The sequence below is a fragment of the Enterococcus sp. DIV0170 genome, assembly GCF_051710765.1.
GTDB lineage: Bacteria > Bacillota > Bacilli > Lactobacillales > Enterococcaceae > Enterococcus_A > Enterococcus_A raffinosus.
Map to the genome: position 1 here is coordinate 841077 of NZ_JBIOLG010000001.1, position 17861 is coordinate 858937.

Genomic DNA, 17861 nt, shown 5'->3' on the forward strand with positions numbered 1-17861 from the left:
ACACCGTTATAGCTAGAAAATAGATTAGATAGTTTGTGCTATCTAATCTATTTTTTATCATCATAGAAATTCTGTGTAGATTGGTTGACAATCAATGAAAAGCAGATAATTGTGAGCAAAGAATTTTATGAAGATTTTAGAATTAACGGCACAGTGAATAGTTATTTATTACCATTTCCTTCCATTGTATTCCTCCTGCTATTAGTAAATCTGAACTAAGTTATCCTTTTTTTCTTTTCGACTGTTGAAACAAAATTCCTACGGAGCTTATTGATAGTAAACCTAACAATTGAGCAAACTTATTTTCTACAGCTTCTCCAGTTTTAGGCAATTCTTTTACCGTTGTGGGTTTATTTTCTTTTTTTATTTGTATGGATTGTTTTGCTTTAGGTGCTTCATTTTCCGTGAGAATCTGAGAATTAATAGTTACTGGTATTACTTGAGCGATATCTTCCCAATTGATTTCGCAATCAGGATATTTTTCCCTTATCTTTTCTAATGCCGCTTCAGAAATATCAAATATTGGAGTAATCGTTGTCTTCCCAGCTTTTTTTGCTGTCCATGATCCATCTTGCGACAGTTCAATATAAGGATTGTCCTTAATCTCTTGAAAGATTCCATTAAGCTCAATATCTTCAAATTTTTGGACACTTAGCTTACCAGATTGTCCTTCGGTTGTGGTAATAGAATTAGCGGAAAAATTGATTGGTAAATTAATCTTTTTCTTCTCAGAAATAGTCACTGGTATTGCCGGAGCGATATCCTCCCAATTGATTTCGCAATCAGGATATTTCTGTCTGATCTTTTCTAATGTTTCATGAGAGACAGTAAATATTGGAGTAATTGTTGTTTTTCCAGCTTTTTTTGCTATCCAAGCTCCATCTTGCGACAGTTCAATATAAGGATTGTCCTTAATTTCTTGGAAGTACCCATTAAGCTCGATATCCTCAAATTTTTTGACATTTAGCATGCCCGATTGTCCTTCGGTTGTGGTAATAGAATCAATTGAAAAATCGATAGGCAAAGTAATCTCTTCCATCTCAGAAATAGATATAGGTATTACTTGAAGGGTATCTTCCCAATTTATTTCGTTGTCTGGATATTTCTCCTTTAATTTATTCAACGTTTCTTTGGAAACATCAAATATTGGAGTAATTGTCGTCTTCCCAGCTTTTTTTGCTATCCAAGATCCATCTCCTGAAAGATCAATGTAAGGATTGTTTTTAATCTCTTGAAAGGTTCCCTTTATCTCAATATCTTCAATTTTTTGGACGCGTATCCTGCCCGATTGCCCTTTGCCTGTAGTAATAGAATCAACTGAAAAATTGATAGGAAGATTGAACGCTTTCTTTTGATCTGATTTTTCAAAAGTAGAAATATTTTTTTCTAATACATTTTCTTTTGAAATTTTTGATGCAAATACATTTGTTTCTGTACTATTCATTGAACTTAAGGCCATACCAATCAATAAAACAATCACACTAACTATGGAAATTTTTCTCCTTTTCATTTTTCTGCTAAATTCCTCCTTTAGTATTAATAACAAATAAGCAGTCCACGGAAAGTAAAAACACTTCCCGTGGACTGCTTATTTGTTATTGGTTCATATGTGTTCGAACTAGATCCAATACAAATAAACCCTTACAAGTGTTTATTATTTGGAAACTAGAACGCCTAAGTCATCTCAATTATTGTCAGACTCCTGATTCGTTTCATAAATAAGTATAATATAAGGGTATTTCTAATACTAGTGAATTTGGAATTTTGTCATGAAAAAAGTTATGATTGTTTATCAATCGTAGGAATTATGTCCTTTGTAATTGAAATATCGGGAATTTAAGTTATATGGAAAACCTAATGGGAGACGTAAAGAAAAATAAATCATTGATAAGGTAAAACATAAAAACCTCGAAATAATATTAAATTATTTGGAGGTTTTTTATGGATCAAGTTGTAAGAGTGATCGACAAATATAAAAATCTGGCAAAAGAGTCTGTCGACAATTATCTTATTGTGATGGTTTGTAATGTTAAAGGGAAAACAGAGTCTGATACTGACTACATTGATACCCCAATTGATTCTGAGTACTACTCAATGAAACAATTTGAAGAAATATCAAATGCTATTACTACTATCGGCTTTTCTTTAAAAACTTACTTTGATGAAGGAGACTTCATTAGGGACTATTCTAATGGTCTGTTGAAAGATAATTACCCTAAAAAAATAATAGTTCTGAACTCTGCTCAAAAAGGAGTTGCGGAGGGACGAAAGTCATTAGTCCCTGCTTTTTGTGAGCTTAATAACCTTTTACATACTAATAGTAGTGCTTATATATCTAGTTTCTCTAGAGATAAGTATCATTGGTATTCTCTATTAGAAAATTGTGGATATAACGTTGCAAAAAGTTGGTTATACGATCAAAATTCAGGTTGGTTATTTGGAAAGTCTCCAACAGCAGGCAAGAAAGTAATTTGTAAGTTAAACTCAGAATGCTCTAGCATTGGATTGGAAAATGAGAATATTTTTGCATACTCCAAAGAGCAAGATACTTATATAAAAGATATGAGTAGGAAATTCAATCAAAGAGTTATCGTTCAGGAGTTTATAGAGGGAAGAGAAATAGAAGTTCCAGTTATTGTAACTAAGAAAAAAGGTTTTTCTATGTTACCAGTTGGAATAAAAATTGGAACTAATAAAATTTTAGGTAAGCAAATTTTGAACTATGATGTTCGTGGGAATAACAAGTTTTCTTTTTATGATTTTTCACTAGAAGAGCAAGATTTGAGTAAGCAAATTTGCCGACAAACAGAAGAAATTGCTTATAATTTAGGAATATTTGGATTAGGTAGAATTGATTTCAGAATTAACTCAAAAAATGAATGCTTTGTAACAGACATTTCAACAAACCCACACATAACAAAAAGTATGAGCTATTATTTTGCTTATAAAAAACTTGGTTATGAATATGAGGACGTTTTAGCAACTCTTTTGGGTCTTAGTATGACTAGAAAACAACAAGTATCTTGCTTAGAAAAAAGATCATTACCAAATGCACAAACTATTTATCTGAAAAGAAGTATGCCCACTCCTAATGAATGGATCGAATTAAGAAATGAAATAGGCTGGAATATTCATACTTTATCTATACATGAGGAAGCATCTGCTGCCACTCTTTTTGGAGTTGTGATTTACGATGAAGAAAAAAATCCAATTGGAATGGGAAGAATTGTCGGTGACGGTAAAATATGTTTTTATGTTCAAGATGTCGGAGTAGTTCCAAAATGGCAGAATAAAGGAATTGGTCATCACATAATGACTGAATTAATTTCTTATCTTTATGAAAATGCTGAACCCGAGTCAATAATTGGATTAATGGCGGCAAATAGAAAAACTGAAGCATTTTATGAAAAATATGGATTTGAAAAACGGAGTATAACGAATAAAGGTGAAGGCATGATCAAGGAACTCTTTTAGTCAAGGCTTTTATACAACTGGGGTATTAAATATCCCAGTTGTATAAAGAAGCAAACATGTAACCAAGCATTCTGTAATTATCCGAGTTTTGATTTATCTGGCTATTCTTAATGCTACCAACTACCGTTTCTTTTAGCAAAATTTCTAGCCATTCCTCTCCTGAATATTTTTGTGTACCTTTTTTCATTATGGCTAATGTTTTTTCAGCCCTTTTTAATTCTGAAGTTCTTTCAGGTCCAGTACAGTCCCTTTGCTGCTGCAAATGCTTTTCCATTTTAGAGATAGCTTCTTTGTAATTTCCTAATAGATAGTCGTACACCGACAGATTGAACATTGCTCGTGCATTATATTTTCCTTCAAAATCATTCGATGTTTGCTGAAGCTCGCTTTCTGAATAAAGGGTTTGATAAGCTAAATCAAACTGATTATCTAATGCATAGAAAATAGATAGATTCGAAATAAAATAAATACGTTCGGCATTTTTCGGCATTTCTGAGATGATTTTTTTTAATGAACTGATACAGTTTTCAATATCCAAGTTTTTACTTAAATAACCACTTAATAGAGAATTATTTACTAGGATTTGAATTCTTGGAAATTTGATTGTTTTATATTCAAGAGTTAGTTCTTCAGCTTTTTGTGCAGTCTCAAAGGCCAAGTGGAATTCGCCAACTTCAATGTGAGCTGCTGACAAATTACAAAGTGAAATAAAGTAGTTTATTGTTCCCTTATCGTATGATTGATGTTTCTCAAAGTAGTTAGAAGCTTCTTTAATATGAAATAAAGAATTATTTGGGTTGAATAGTGTATTAGCCATTCTGTATAGTATATTTTTCTTGGTTTCAGTATCTGAATTTTTCAGCGGACAATTCTCGAATCGTAATAATAGATCCTGATATAGCTTTTCTGCTTGATCTAATTGACCAATGTGAACAAGCATTATAAATAATCTCATTAATAATCGTTCGTAAATATCTGGGTATTCTTCTTTTAACAGTTTGTTGTCAATGTAACTATTTAAAATGGAAACTCCATTTTTTCTACAATTACCATCAACGTTTTTTGAGTAGCAAAAGGCAATTAGAATATCACATTCTGCTTTTATTGGTGTGCTGCTGGCTCTATGTTTAATTATATTCAATATGTCTAGAGCTGAGTTATACTCATTTTTATCAATATAGCTATATGCCTCAATAAACAAATCAAGAGTTTTCGAACAATCTTCAGTTAGATTTTTTTGAATTGTGTAATCCAATTCTTCTCTATTTCTAACTTCTTGCAGCAATGATAAAAGGTAAAGATTTTGCGTCTTTCTAGATTCATCTATTACATTGGAAAGATACTTAGCCCGTCGATCATATCTGTGTGGGTATAACTTGGTAACAATTTGTTCAAGTTTTGTATAGTACTCATTCTGTCTTTTTTGTGCCTTAGTCTTAAAAAGCTCTTGAAAAAAAGTAAATGCAAATTTAAAATTTTGATCTAGCATTGTCTTTTTCAGTACTTTAATAGTTAAAACGTTGTCAATTACGGTTTTAAACTCATCGCTGTTTAGATTAGTGACTAATTTTATCTCGTTCTCAGAAAAAGTGCTTCCCATTAATGATGCATATTTCAGTATTTCTTCTGATTGGTCAGTAGGTATTTCAATATCCGCTAGCTTCATTTTTAATGCGGAATAGAAAAGTGATCTGTCCACATACATATAGTTTTTCTTTTTCATTAGTTCGTATAGTTCTCTAATCATAAATGGAATTTCTTCAATATTATCATCTGAGTATTCCTGTAGAAAACTGATAATCTCTGTTTGTTCTGAATCCGACAAACTTTCATAAGGTACGTTTGAATCTTGGATAAAATTTTTAAAATCATTTTTAGTTAGTCTCGGCATTTCCAACGAAACCGCATTACATTTCCTCTGGATTTGCCCAATTAAAAGTTCTGTTTTTTTATCGATATTAGTATTTACTGAGACTGTGAAAATGATTTTTGAATTATTAAATAAAGGATATGCCTGATTTCCATGTTCAATAAGTTTTTTTATTAGTATAAGTGAGCTATTATCCCAGGTATTAATTTCTTCAAATAAAAAAATACATGTTTGAGATTTTATGATTTCATTGAAAATCTCCGTATATTGTTTTTTCTTTGGAAAAAAAATGCTTCTGTTTAATCCTTGTTCTTTTACAAATCGAAAAGCAATATCTCGTGATAACTTATTGTTAATCTGAGACAGATAGTTTTCTTCGTTCGGCTTAAAAAAAGGATAGTTATCCTTGGTATCTTTAGTCTGTTTAAATTTGTCTATTAAATTGAGAATTAGTTGTGGAGCAGAATAATCTTTATCTCTATTTTCAATTAAAATTTTCTCGATTGAATTTGATATGGGGGCAGAGGACTTTCTGGCAGCCTTTTCAAAGGGAGCATACTTTTCATCATTTTCCATACTTCTGTCAAAGACTAGGGTGTTTTCAAAAGATTTTAGAAGTTCTTTAATGGCAGTACTTTTGCCCGAACCATTAAGTCCGTTTACAAATATGTACTTTGTTCCATCGTTGAGAAGGCGCTGAACTTCTGTTTTTATTTTCTCTTGGGATGACATAACCATCATACAAAACCTCCAAATAATTTAATATTATTTCGAGGTTTAGTATAACATATGATATGTGACAATATTCACTATTTTTGTGTATTTTGAAAAAGAGAGGGAAGCTATGGATAGTTTAGTAGAGGATTTTATTGTAAAGAAGAGATGGGAGAATCTTTCAACAAAAACACTGAATGCGTATAATTTTGACTTAAGAAAAATGCTTATTTTTTGCAAAAGCAAAGAGCTTGAACTGGGTGCAGGAGTATTTGAGTATATGCACTTTTTATCAGCGACAGATTGCTATAAGGCAAGCACGAAGCGGAGAAAACTGATCACTTTAAAAATGTTCATTGAATACTTAATAGAGACGGGCAACCTTCCGTATACAAAAATTCCTCGAGTGATTATCCGAAAAGAGAAACGATTGCCAAAGACACTTTCTTTTATTGAGATCGATAATTTATTGGAAGCTGCTTCGAAAAGAACTGGGTCTACAAAAAAACAGAGAGATCAAATACGGGATGCGGCGATTCTCGAGATTATGGTCAATTTAGGATTGCGAATCAGTGAAATTAGTAATATGAATATTAAGGATTATGACACTGAAGAGGGAATGGTAATTGTACATGGAAAGAATAGGAAAGAGCGGTTATTATTTTTGACGAACAAAAAAGCGAGGACGATCGTTAATGAGTACTTAGCTATTCGCGACAATTATTTGCCTGATCCTGCTGATCAAGCGTTCTTTTTGAATAAGTATGGGACGCGACTTTCAATTTTTGGGATTGAAAACATTTATACAAAATATCGAAATCTCTCAAATATCAATCAGGCCTCAACAGCTCACTATTTACGACATAGTTTTGCGACATCATTATTAAATAATGGAGCCAATTTGAGAGACATTCAAGAATTATTAGGACATTCAAGTATTTCGACAACGGAGATTTATACAGAGGTTTCTTCAAATAGAAAAAAAGAAGTGCTTATAAAATATGGAGTGAGAAGGGATGCAACGTTAGACACTTAATGTTTGAATTATAGTAATTGAAATCAAGGTCAATAAATACAACAACGGTATTAGTAACCATTACTGCTAATACCGTTGTTTAAGCTATAAATGAACATCAATGAAACTTCTTAATAGCTTCCAGAACATCCACTTTGATATTGCTCACATGAATATATTTCTTTCCTTCTTCAGTGAGACTTTCGATAGCGAATTTTACGGTAGCTCCAGCTAAACAGGATTTCGAGCAGCAGTGAATGGCTTTTTTGTGTTTCCAATCCTCGTAAACAAAATAAGTTCCGATAAGGTTTATGGCATGAGGACGGTATGAATAAGTGTAATCACCAAGATCCTCTAAAAATACATGCTTGCAGTTTGGACAAAGGTACCATCGTCTGCCGGGATAATGACTAGGGACGATTCGTTTTTCCTTAATGCGAAGAAGCCGAACAGGGTAACGGCTAGCTGTAGGATAATGCTCATTCAAAAATACTAGATAATCAAGAATTTTTTGTTCACGAAAGGTGTAAACTTTTGGCTCGCTGGATAATTGCCTTTGATTCATAGAATCCCTCCTTTTGCCTTCAATTATACGGATTAGCAGCTTGATAGAATCTATTATTCAACAAGTTTTATAAATAAGGTGTTTTTTGTCACACTTCCACCTTTTTACCAAAAATTTTTCTTTGCGAAGTTTCAATTAAATTTTTCATCACATTTAATAAAAAAGAGCGCCGTTAAATAAAATGGATATAGAAAATAAGCTTGCGAGTTGATAGAAAGTAAGTAAATGTTCAATAATTTACGATTTTTGTTGCATACATAAGTTTTTTCGCAGGTTGATCACCTCCTGTGATGTATTGCTCAATGCTGGTAAAATAGGTATTCTTTTTATAAGAAGTACTGAAAGAGTAAACGAAACTCAAGATAGGGAAGGTGATGGGAATGACAGAATTCAAAAAGGAACAAGAATTGTCGAATGAACAAATCGACTACCAAAAAAGCTACTGCAAGAAGCTAGCTACTCGTTATGAGGACTATACAGAGGAAGCGTTAAAGTTTGTTTTTAGTGCGTATTATCAACCAGAGGTATGGGAAGACGCGAGTCAGGTTTATAAAAAAGCGATTACTGATTTTCTTCCTTTGGACAAAAGCGAGATTCCTGTTCTTTTCGTAGGTGCAAATGCACAAAATAGAATTACTCGAAAAGCTAACGCAACGGGCTTTCTTCTGACGGATCACATGATCTATGTAAAAGACGCGAGTATTTTTAATGACACATTGCCGCTAAGCTATCCTTATTCGGCATCAAAAATTGAAGCAATCGAGGTATTGGAAAAAGCGATGAAGGCCTTTGATTGGGAATACCTTGAAACCATTCTCCCTCCGCAAATCAAAAAAGAACTAACCCAATTAATGAGAGAAGCGATTACCGATATTCTTACTGTGAAGGAAACGCTGGAGATTGCTCACATTGAACGACTCAAAGCAGGAGATGTGGAAGGAAGATTTGCTGAATTAGGGCTTAAGAATAATTCCCTGATAAAAATGGGAAGTGATGAGTCCCATCAGAAGCATTTCCGAAAAGTCATTAAGAAATTTGGCATCCCACAGGCCGAGACGATCCAATTTGCCATTACAGATTCCACATTCGTTGGTCCCTATGGACTGGTTGTCACAGAACAAGCCATCTATTCGAAAGACACGCTTGAAAAGCCTGAAAGTACGAAGCGAAACGACCTAGAAAAGCGTTATCCTTTCAAAATCGTTGAAGACAGTATTCTCTTAGGAATGAATATCGCCCATATCCTGCCTAGCAGCTTAAAAGAAAGCGAGAAAGAATCGGTTAAGACGGTGCTGCAGGAGTATCTCAATGAGGAGATTCATTTGTAAAAGGAGGAAAGATGAAAACAATCAAGCTTCTGCTAGTAGTTTCCGCAGGATTAGTTATTCTTAGCGGATGTAAAGAAAGTATAGATAAAAATGAAACCACTTCAAATTCAATTGAATTATCAACAAATAGTTCAGAAAGTTCGCAAGAAGAGACTACTCAATTCGAAGTTGGAGAAAAACTATTTCAGATAACTATTTCTGATTTTAACGTAATAGCTGATGGAGATATGAGCGATGAGAATGGGAACACTTGGCTAATCTTGCAAAGTGATAAATATCGTTCGTTGTTGATTCAATTATCACTATATAACAAAGCGGCTGTTGAACGACCGAAGGCCTACTCTCTAGAGGAGCTAGGCATAGAAAGAACGGATGCAGCCACGGTGAATTATCATCAATTCCATCGGGAAGAGTTATCAGAAGCAGTAAATGCTACAGGTGAAATCTATGAATTTGAAACAGAAGAAATCAATGGTCAGCTGGTATTTCTGTCTAAGCAAGAGCTAACGGCAAAAGAAAAGGAGTACTTCGATGAGATGATTAAAAGCATAGAAATCGTCGATCGTTAAAGATCGCTTAATAAGTGATCGAGAAGTTTTTTCCAATAGCTCTTTCCTTGATTATAGGAATGATTGTTTGACCTGTTCTTCTTATTGAAGCATCTGCGATCACGTGATCGCAGATGCTAGTATTTTCAGTCGTCATGGATCACGCCCGCTCAACCAATGGTTGACTAGGGCAATGATCAGCCCCACAAAGAGTGGAGCGAGGACATATCGAATCAGCTCGCTCAAGGTGCATCACCTCCTCTCCGATGTGGAGGCTGACGACTTGAGCAAGATAGACCTACGCATTGTTTATTTGAGAAGGGCAGAATTTAGCTGCTGGGATCACCGTTTCGAGAACGGATATCTGGATCGTCCTTGTTTCGATTGATTTTTCGACGAAGCCAAGCGGAAAAGCCTTTTTGCCGACTCTCTTGTTCGGGAACGTTCGACTGCGCAGCCGAAAGATCAGAAGAATTCTCAGCAGAGCTATTTTCCAATGATGTAATTGTTTTTTCTCCGATTTTTGGTGCAGGTATTATTAATGAAAGGGAGTCGTTTCTCGTTTCTGCTGGTTCTTCCAAAATTTTAGCAATCGCAGTTCTCGATGTATTGAACAAATAGTCGTAGCTGTTTCCTGTTTTAACAGCGGGCATTTCCGGTTCTTTCTCTATTTTTGGAGAAGGAACCGTTTTTTCTTTTTCACAAGGGCGGTCTTCTTTAGGTTCTTTTTCTTTATCAAAAATCTCGGTTTCTTTAGTAGTAATGATCTTCGCTGTCACCACGGAATCAAATAGTTTTACGCCATTTTCTTCAAAAATATCCAACGTCGTTAAGAGTTCGCAAGCTTCTTTGATGACGGGGATCGGCAGATCATTTTTCAAATTGTTATATTTCCAGTCGTGTGTTTTTCCTAGACCGTTGGTGAAGGTTGCCACTAAATCCTGTCGCATAGCTGTATTTTCCTTTCTCAAATTTTTTTGCGTATTTGCGTAGGTCATCTTCTATCAAGGTTCATTCGTTTCATTGGGACGGACTTTTGCGATCAAGGAGCGGACAAGGGACACGGCTTTTTCACCAAAGTTACGGACAGGAAAAGTTCTCATTTTCAACGTTTGCCATTCAGGTGCCATGAAGTAATCCTGAAAGTAATAAAAGAATCGCTTCATGGTGCGAGTAGCCTTGGTGTTCATAAAAATCTCATGGACAAGATCCTTCAGAATGAAGGCAAACTCTTCCGCACCTAGTTGGTGCCGTATTTTCAAAGTGAGAATGTATTTAATCGTTAAGCTGCTGTTTTGTGTACTGTAGTAATACTCTTTGATACGTTTTTCTAAGGTGGTTGATTTCAAATTGAATAATTGGCGGTACGAAAGGGTTTGTTCATTCATGGGATGGTGTCCTCCTTTTTGTTTAGTAGAGGAAGGCGGCTAAGCCGCACCTCCTCAAATTCGTTGATTAGAAAATGATTGTTTCGACAGTTTCTACATACTTAGCACTGACGACTTCGTTGAAAAGCTTCTCGCCCTCTCTATCGAATAAATGAAGTAACGTCATTTTTTCTAAGATACTGCGCACATCCTCTGGCGCTTTGCCATCTCCTGGGTTTGGATAGCTCCACGTTTGAGAGCGGCCACCGCTGGTTTTAAAGATCGATACAAGTTTTTTCATCTAGTTTCCTCCTAATTTTTTGTCACACGAGATTGGCTGGTGATGATCACGCCATCTAGCAAGGTGTCGTCTTGGTCTAGCTCCGTCATGATTTCCCCTAGTTTGATGATTTCTGCTTCCTCAGGGTTTTCCACAACGTTTGAAAAAGTAACTTTCTTTAATTTTTCCACTCCTGGGACAGACAAGTGGACTTGTAGTTTGGTACTTAGTTTTTGGATCATGTTTATTCCTCCATGTATTTTTTTGTTCCGGCCGGTGACTACAAGATAAAGGATTTGCAAAAAAAATGCGAACCGCAAAATTGCACATTATCCCTCAAAATTGCAGGTTTGAAACGAAGAATTAAGCTTTCTAAGATGCAAACAGGAAGATTCGAGGGGTGAAAAAAAGTTTTGCAGCTTGCATTAAAAAAAGAAAATCAATTATACTGAAACGTTCTGGCTTTAAAAAGTATCGGAGGGACAAAAAAAGACTGGATGAATGCATCCAGCCCTTATCTTTTTATTGATTCATATCATTCGCTTGCAGCTTATCATACTCAAGGAGCATATAGGTTTTTCGAAACCGCTCAACCAATTGTCCATAAGGAATGGTGAAATTCAGTAGAGCAGCCCGTCTACTCAACGTATTGCAAAATGGGGTGTTCGGCAGCTTCAGATAATCCAAAGGGTAAGTCCCGCGAAGAACAATCTGAAAACAATCACGTTGAATGGTGGCTAGAGCAACACAGGTCATTTCTGTTCGTATCAGTACGCTGCGTCGAGTGAGAGGAATAAGAATCTTTGGGCCCTCCATCATAAAGACATACACATCATCTTGAATAGTTTGCACCTTATAAACTTTGAGCGGATTAATCCAAATATTTTGATCGCGGCCTTCTAATGGACAAAGGGCGAAGAAAGGACAGACCCATGAAGGTTTATACTGTCCAAAACAACCAAAAGATTTGAGACAGGCGCTCATCACTGAATAATCAACAAAAGAATGCGCTAAAGCGAAGTGGTTCAGCGTGGCTAAAGGGCTCACAGGGCTATAGTAAACATTATTTTCGGAAAAAATCAAGGTCCCTCTTTTGTCTGGAACAGCAATGATACAATCAATGATGTGGATGTCGAGTGGTCGAAAGTCTAATGCTTGATTCAAGTATTCCTCCCACAGTGGCGACCATAGCATGGTGTCCAAATACTTGAACTTGTTTGTAAAACGATTTGCTAAACTCATAAAATACCCTCCTAAAATTTTTTTGTTACACCAGAAGATACTCAGAAATTAAGTGAATTTTTTTGTTCATTTTTCTCTTGTAGAATAAAAAAACGGGAAAACATTAAAAAGCAGACTAGTCACATTGAAAGTGAGCGCAGTCTGCTTTTTCCTATTAGTTAACATATTTTAGCGAGTAAATGAACTTGAATGTTTATATTCCATAAATATAATTGCATTTATTTAAATAAATGATAGTATATTTATCCGAATAGAAATAAGTCCAGAAAATGATTTTATTATATTTATTACTTAGTCTTGCAAAAAACTAGAAACAAATGAAAAACAAAAAAACTATCACACTTATTTATTCACCATTTTTAAATCGTTTTGCAAATCTATTATAAAATATAGACTAATAATAATCAATATTATTCATAAAAATAATTATTTGTGAATTACGATAAAAATAACTTACTTAATCATTATTTATTTATCTAGGTTTTTTAAGAATTCTCATAGAATACTAGGAGAAATAAACCGTCTATTAAGCCGTCAAATTAGGGGGAATTTATATCATGCGAAAAGGCGAAAATATTTATTTGCGAAAAGATGGACGCTGGGAAGGAAGATACCCAAAAGGTAGAAAAGCTTGTGGAAGGATTAAATATGGATACGTCTACGGGAAGACTTATACGGAAGTAAAACAGAAGCTTTACCCTTTAAAAATTCAATATAGAACGCTTCAACAGGTTCAAGGGAGTTCATGTGAAACGTTTGAAGAATGGACACATGAATGGTTAGAAGAAGTACAAAATGATGTAAAACCTTCCACATTATCAAGCTATTATTATAAGCTTACAAAATATATTCTTCCTATGATAAAAGATATTTCTCTAAATGAGCTTACTCTTGAAACTGGGAAAAACCTATTAAAAAACCTTCAGGAAAACCTTGCTAAATCAACGATTCAAGTAATATTTCGAATATTGAATAAATGTTTGAACCATGCGAAAAAAACTGGAAAGCTACTTTCAAATCCATTTTCTGAATTAAAAATACCGAAAGCAAAGAGTACAAAAGTACGAGCGCTTACTCTATCCGAACAAAAGAAAATCATGAAGATTGCAGAGAAAGAAAGAAGAGGATATGGTATTCCCGCACTCTTGGCATTACACTCAGGTATGCGTATTGGTGAAATTGCTGCATTAAAATGGTCAGATATTGATTTTGAAACAAGTTTAATACGGGTTTCCCATACGTATCAACGAATAAAATCAATAAAAATGACACAAAAAACTCAGTTAATTTTTGCGGATTCTAAAACAGAGGCATCTGTAAGAGTCATTCCAATGGGATCTACACTAAAAAGATTATTGACAAAGCACCGTAAGTATTCAAAAACAGAATTTGTGTTCTCTACAAATGGTCGGCCATGTGAACCAAGGCTTCTCACACATCATTTCCACAAGATTTGTTCAAAAGCAAAAATAGATAATATACATTTTCATCAATTGCGTCATACATTCGCAACACGTTGTCTTGAAGCTAAGAAGGATATTTCAGCTGTTAGTGCATTATTGGGACATGCATCAACACAAATGACTTTGGATACTTATGTTGATGCGATGTTAGAACAAAGATATCAAGTCATTGATGAAATGGAGAATTTAATAATTTAATGTTTTAATAAGAATTTTTTTTGAAAAAGTGAAATTTTCGGCTATTGTTTTTTCTTTTTTTAAGTAAGCGGTTACATTATTTGGTGATTCAATTCTAATTGAGCTAGAATCAATTACATTTAAATTTTTTAAATAAAAAGAATCGGTTATTTTATATGTTTTTTTAATAAGCCGTCACGTACCGTCACGAAGCCCGATAAACCTTGTTACAGAAAGGTTTATCGGGCTTTTCTAGTTTTTTGCAATACCAAGAGCTATTAAGCCTTTTCTAATAAGTATGACTATTTTTATAATAACTAATTTGAACGAAAAATAATTTTAAATAGTTACTTTATTCTTTCGAAACAAAATATTTATAGGTAAATAAGAATCAATAAATACTAAGTATTCAAACGTTGAAACAAAAAAACATTGGAGGTTCCTATGAACATTGAACGTTACAAGCCCAAGGTGAATTTTTTTAACTATAAAACAAAAGAGGAATACGAGGACTATGAAACGAATTTCAAAATTCACATAACTCCCTTAAGAATAGCGTATCCTGCCGACCAGGACAACTCTTGTACCTTAGGGGTTCGATTGGATTTTGAGATGGTTTTTGAAGAGTTCGTCATTTCGGGAAGCTTGGGTCAAGTAAATCTATTTAAAGACCGCAGGATTGAATCACAAGAGGATCTGAGTAAAGAGGAAGTGGACGAAATTTTGATGCCGCTCTTTATTTTGGTTCGACGATTGACTTATGAGATAACCGAGATTGCTCTAGATGAACCAGGAGTAACAGTGTTTTTTGATCAGATCAATCCAGAATCTATAAAAGATGGTAATGGTGAAGAAAGGTGAGTTTAATTTGGTGAAGAAAAAGTATTATCAGAAAAGTTTGAGAACTGTTTATCGGTCAAGAAGGAATCATCCAGAATTTATAAAAACTGGCGTTAAAGGGGCGACCACCCTGATTGGGTCGGCCTCTATTTTATTATCAAATGCGCCAATGGCTTTTGGTGCTGAAGAAGCGGGAATGCAAGAAACAAAAGAACCAACAATTGAGACGACACAATCGACAACTGAGGTGGAACAGACCACGCAATCAACGACTTCAGATACGACACAATCAAGTGGAACAGGTGAAACATCTACTGTTGTTGAACCAAAAGAACCAACTGCTCCAGTAGAACCAACTGAACCAACACAACCAGTAGAGCCAACGGAACCTGTTGATCCGATCGAACCGACTGATCCAACAGAGCCAGAGGAACCAGTGAAGCCAACCGAACCTGAGAAACCAACTGAGCCAGTGAAGCCAACTGAACCAACAAAACCGACCGAGCCAGTGAAGCCGACTAAGCCAACGACTCCGACTGAAACAAAAGAACCAACAAAAACTGAGACAGCATCAGAGGCTCAGACTGCACAAGAAACGGAGACTCAAGCAGAGATTGCGGTTGTGCCATCAGCGCCAGTCAAGCAGCCGATTGTTAGTCAAGTAGAAACACAGCCAGTGACGAATTTAGTTCCTGCTGCAACAGAAGCTAGTGATGGTGCCCTTCATTTTGAAAAGGATGAATCGGTTGAAAGCTTTATTAAAAAGATCGGAGAGCCTGCTCGCAAGATCGGACAAAAAGAAGATTTGTATGCTTCAGTAATGATCGCCCAAGCCATTCTAGAATCGGCGTCAGGAACGAGTCAGTTAGCTCAAGCACCAAACTACAATTTATTTGGTATCAAAGGTAGTCACAATGGAAAGAGTGCGACCTTTAGCACACAAGAAGATACCGGAAACGGGAATATGACGACGATCCAAGCGGCCTTCAGAGCTTATGAAAATTATGAAGAAAGCTTTGAAGACTACGCGAAACTGATGAAAGAGGGCTTGTCTGGTGGTAGTGATTACTACAGCGGTGCTTGGAAATCGAATACCGAAACCTATGAAGACGCGACGAAGTTCCTCACAGGACGGTACGCGACAGATACTTCTTACAATCAAAAGCTCAATGGCTTGATCGAGACGTATCAGCTGACTGAGTACGACAAAGAAAAATCAGAAACAGAAATTAGTGCGCAAGGCTTTGCCGTTCCAGTAGAGAACTACACGATTTCCAGTGCTTATGGTGCTCGAGGCGGAGAGTTCCATCGAGGATTAGATATGGCAGCGGCGCAGGGTGAGCCGATTTACTCGAGTAAAGCAGGCACTGTCACAGTCGCTGAATTCCATTACTCTTGGGGGAATTATGTTGCGATTGAACATGAAGACGGCATGACAACCTTATATGCGCACCAATCTCAATACGTTGTAAAAGCTGGGGATCAAGTGGAACAAGGGCAAATCATCGGTTATGTGGGAAGTACAGGTAACAGCACTGGGAGTCATCTGCACTTTGAAGTTTGTCGGAATGCGTCGTTAAGTCAAGATCAGCTGGTCGATCCAGCGACTGTCTTGTTCTAGAGGTTCAAGATGAAATTTGATGTTGAAGGCATTAAGAACCTCACCTTCCCAAGTGGTGCAATGGGATACAAGAAAAAAGACGTCGATGATTTTCTAACCTATGTCGCCAAAGACTACGGTTCCTATAAACGAATGCTAGAAAAAAGCAAGCAGGAAACGGCAGACGCAGAGAAAGAAAAACAAGAACTGCAAAAGATGCTAGACGAGCAGCAAAAAGCCCATCAAGCAGCGCTTGCGAAAGTCAAACAGGAAAAGCAAGCGCTGAAGCAGCAGCTTACATCCCTGCAAACAGAAAGTGTCTCAAATAATCTGAATGAAGATACCGCCCTATCATTGGCGCAAAAAGTCGCGCTGCGTATCGAGAAACAGGCGAAGGAAGAAGCGCAAGTGATCAAAACGAACGCAGACCAGTATTATCAAGAGCAATTAAACAAGCTGGAGCAAAAACGCAAAGAAATTGGCTCGGAAGTCGTCTCAAGTCTCTCTGAATTAATCGGCAGCGAGCGGATGATCGTCGCTTCCATCGATACGGTCAAGCAGGAGTATGTTCGATTGATGACAGTCATTCGCGAAAATTACGATGAACTGATCGATGAATCAAAGAATAAGTAGAAAAGGAGGAGCGCGGATGCATTTTAAACCACTGGACATCAGAGGGCTAACCTTTAGACGACGATTGTTTGGCTATCGTGCAGGGGATGTCAAAGATTTTATGAAGCATGTCGTTGAAGATTATGAATCATATCAGGTGAAAGAAAGCGAACTGGTCGTTTGTCAGAGCAAGCTCGAAGAACAACAGAAGATTATCAAAGAGCAGAAAGTCACGATTCATCAGTTAAATGCCAAGAATGAACAGTTGAAAAACGAGAATGAACGGCTAAGAGAATTTGAAGTAGAGCACGAAGAGCTTGAAGAGCTGAAGGAAATGGCGCAAAAAACAGCGGATGTGGTCCAAGCCGAGGCGAAGATGCTGTTAGAACAGGCCGAGCAGACCAAAGACAGTATCCTGCAGGAAGCTGAAACCGCCAAAATGAATCAGCTGCTCAATGCGCAGATTGAGCTGGGAGAACTTGTCAGTGAACAGGATCATCTCAATGCGCAAATGGCTAATAAAAAAATGGAATTCTTTGAGCTTGAGCTGCAATACGAAGACATGCTTGCGGATAAAGAAAGAATCACCAAAGAAGCGCAGGTCCTAAAGCAAGAATTCCTTTCCTTACGCAGCAAGCTGATTAAGAAATACGCGGAGGGCTTAGATGAGTTCATCGAAGAAAATAAGTTATTAAACCAAACCGTCAGTGAAGAGCCGATGAAGGTAATGAAATTAACATCCAAACGGATTGGCTAGGAGGGGGAG

At 36.1% G+C, this 17861-nt stretch carries 18 protein-coding genes; 9 read left to right on the plus strand and 9 right to left on the minus strand.

The features are described 5' to 3' along the window. Positions 1 to 220: 220 nt before the first annotated feature. Entirely contained in the window at positions 221 to 1510 is a 1290-nt protein-coding gene (locus tag IGI50_RS04085; RefSeq protein ID WP_438776232.1) for an LPXTG cell wall anchor domain-containing protein, read from the minus strand. Positions 1511 to 1941: 431 nt separating this feature from the next. Between IGI50_RS04085 and IGI50_RS04090 the strand changes: the two genes are divergently transcribed. Further along, positions 1942 to 3474, plus strand: coding sequence for a GNAT family N-acetyltransferase (locus IGI50_RS04090; RefSeq protein ID WP_438776233.1), 1533 nt, complete (start codon positions 1942 to 1944; stop codon positions 3472 to 3474). Between the two features lie 25 nt (positions 3475 to 3499). Here the strand turns inward: IGI50_RS04090 and IGI50_RS04095 are convergent, their stop codons facing one another. Continuing rightward, on the minus strand, positions 3500 to 6085 hold the full coding sequence (locus IGI50_RS04095; RefSeq protein ID WP_438776234.1) for a tetratricopeptide repeat protein: 2586 nt from the start codon (positions 6083 to 6085) through the stop codon (positions 3500 to 3502). A gap of 103 nt (positions 6086 to 6188) precedes the next feature. On the opposite strand from IGI50_RS04095, the gene IGI50_RS04100 reads away from it, so the two are divergent. Beyond that, positions 6189 to 7094, plus strand: coding sequence for a tyrosine-type recombinase/integrase (locus tag IGI50_RS04100; protein WP_438776235.1), 906 nt, complete (start codon positions 6189 to 6191; stop codon positions 7092 to 7094). 97 nt (positions 7095 to 7191) lie between these two features. Here IGI50_RS04100 and IGI50_RS04105 read toward each other — a convergent pair whose 3' ends face one another. Then, complete coding sequence (locus tag IGI50_RS04105; protein WP_438776236.1) at positions 7192 to 7638, minus strand: hypothetical protein; 447 nt, start codon at positions 7636 to 7638, stop codon at positions 7192 to 7194. A 380-nt stretch (positions 7639 to 8018) separates the two neighbouring features. On the opposite strand from IGI50_RS04105, the gene IGI50_RS04110 reads away from it, so the two are divergent. Both IGI50_RS04110 and IGI50_RS04115 read left to right on the plus strand, forming a co-directional pair. After that, the gene (locus tag IGI50_RS04110) at positions 8019 to 8966 is read left to right on the plus strand and encodes a hypothetical protein (RefSeq protein ID WP_438776237.1); all 948 of its coding nucleotides are present in this window, start codon (positions 8019 to 8021) and stop codon (positions 8964 to 8966) included. Between the two features lie 11 nt (positions 8967 to 8977). Further along, the gene (locus tag IGI50_RS04115; RefSeq protein WP_438776238.1) at positions 8978 to 9535 is read left to right on the plus strand and encodes a hypothetical protein; all 558 of its coding nucleotides are present in this window, start codon (positions 8978 to 8980) and stop codon (positions 9533 to 9535) included. Between the two features lie 132 nt (positions 9536 to 9667). Here the strand turns inward: IGI50_RS04115 and IGI50_RS04120 are convergent, their stop codons facing one another. From IGI50_RS04120 to IGI50_RS04145, 6 genes are all read right to left on the minus strand, one after another. Continuing rightward, positions 9668 to 9760 carry a type I toxin-antitoxin system Fst family toxin gene (locus tag IGI50_RS04120; protein WP_111945260.1) on the minus strand — a complete coding sequence of 31 codons (93 nt, stop codon included), beginning with the start codon at positions 9758 to 9760 and terminating at the stop codon, positions 9668 to 9670. A gap of 83 nt (positions 9761 to 9843) precedes the next feature. Further along, a complete protein-coding gene (locus IGI50_RS04125; RefSeq protein WP_438776239.1) occupies positions 9844 to 10464 on the minus strand; it encodes a DUF2922 family protein in 621 nt (206 codons plus the stop codon). A 54-nt stretch (positions 10465 to 10518) separates the two neighbouring features. Next, the gene (locus IGI50_RS04130; protein ID WP_438776240.1) at positions 10519 to 10902 is read right to left on the minus strand and encodes a hypothetical protein; all 384 of its coding nucleotides are present in this window, start codon (positions 10900 to 10902) and stop codon (positions 10519 to 10521) included. Between the two features lie 67 nt (positions 10903 to 10969). Beyond that, positions 10970 to 11182 (minus strand): DUF2922 domain-containing protein, encoded by a 213-nt coding sequence (locus IGI50_RS04135; RefSeq protein WP_438776241.1) that lies wholly within the window; start codon positions 11180 to 11182, stop codon positions 10970 to 10972. Positions 11183 to 11193: 11 nt separating this feature from the next. Continuing rightward, the gene (locus IGI50_RS04140; RefSeq protein ID WP_218256849.1) at positions 11194 to 11403 is read right to left on the minus strand and encodes a hypothetical protein; all 210 of its coding nucleotides are present in this window, start codon (positions 11401 to 11403) and stop codon (positions 11194 to 11196) included. 280 nt (positions 11404 to 11683) lie between these two features. Next, the gene (locus tag IGI50_RS04145; RefSeq protein WP_438776242.1) at positions 11684 to 12403 is read right to left on the minus strand and encodes a hypothetical protein; all 720 of its coding nucleotides are present in this window, start codon (positions 12401 to 12403) and stop codon (positions 11684 to 11686) included. Positions 12404 to 12960: 557 nt separating this feature from the next. On the opposite strand from IGI50_RS04145, the gene IGI50_RS04150 reads away from it, so the two are divergent. The 5 genes from IGI50_RS04150 to IGI50_RS04170 all read left to right on the plus strand — a co-directional run bounded on the left by IGI50_RS04150 (position 12961) and on the right by IGI50_RS04170 (position 17852). Then, positions 12961 to 14064: a tyrosine-type recombinase/integrase gene (locus IGI50_RS04150; protein WP_438776243.1), complete on the plus strand. Its 1104-nt coding sequence runs from the start codon at positions 12961 to 12963 to the stop codon at positions 14062 to 14064. A 423-nt stretch (positions 14065 to 14487) separates the two neighbouring features. Beyond that, positions 14488 to 14904 carry a DUF1149 family protein gene (locus IGI50_RS04155; protein ID WP_438776244.1) on the plus strand — a complete coding sequence of 139 codons (417 nt, stop codon included), beginning with the start codon at positions 14488 to 14490 and terminating at the stop codon, positions 14902 to 14904. Positions 14905 to 15079: 175 nt separating this feature from the next. Then, a complete protein-coding gene (locus IGI50_RS04160; protein ID WP_438777565.1) occupies positions 15080 to 16504 on the plus strand; it encodes a glucosaminidase domain-containing protein in 1425 nt (474 codons plus the stop codon). A 9-nt stretch (positions 16505 to 16513) separates the two neighbouring features. Further along, on the plus strand, positions 16514 to 17116 hold the full coding sequence (locus IGI50_RS04165; RefSeq protein WP_438776245.1) for a DivIVA domain-containing protein: 603 nt from the start codon (positions 16514 to 16516) through the stop codon (positions 17114 to 17116). A 16-nt stretch (positions 17117 to 17132) separates the two neighbouring features. After that, a complete protein-coding gene (locus tag IGI50_RS04170) occupies positions 17133 to 17852 on the plus strand; it encodes a DivIVA domain-containing protein (protein ID WP_438776246.1) in 720 nt (239 codons plus the stop codon). The last annotated feature ends 9 nt before the right edge of the window (positions 17853 to 17861 follow it).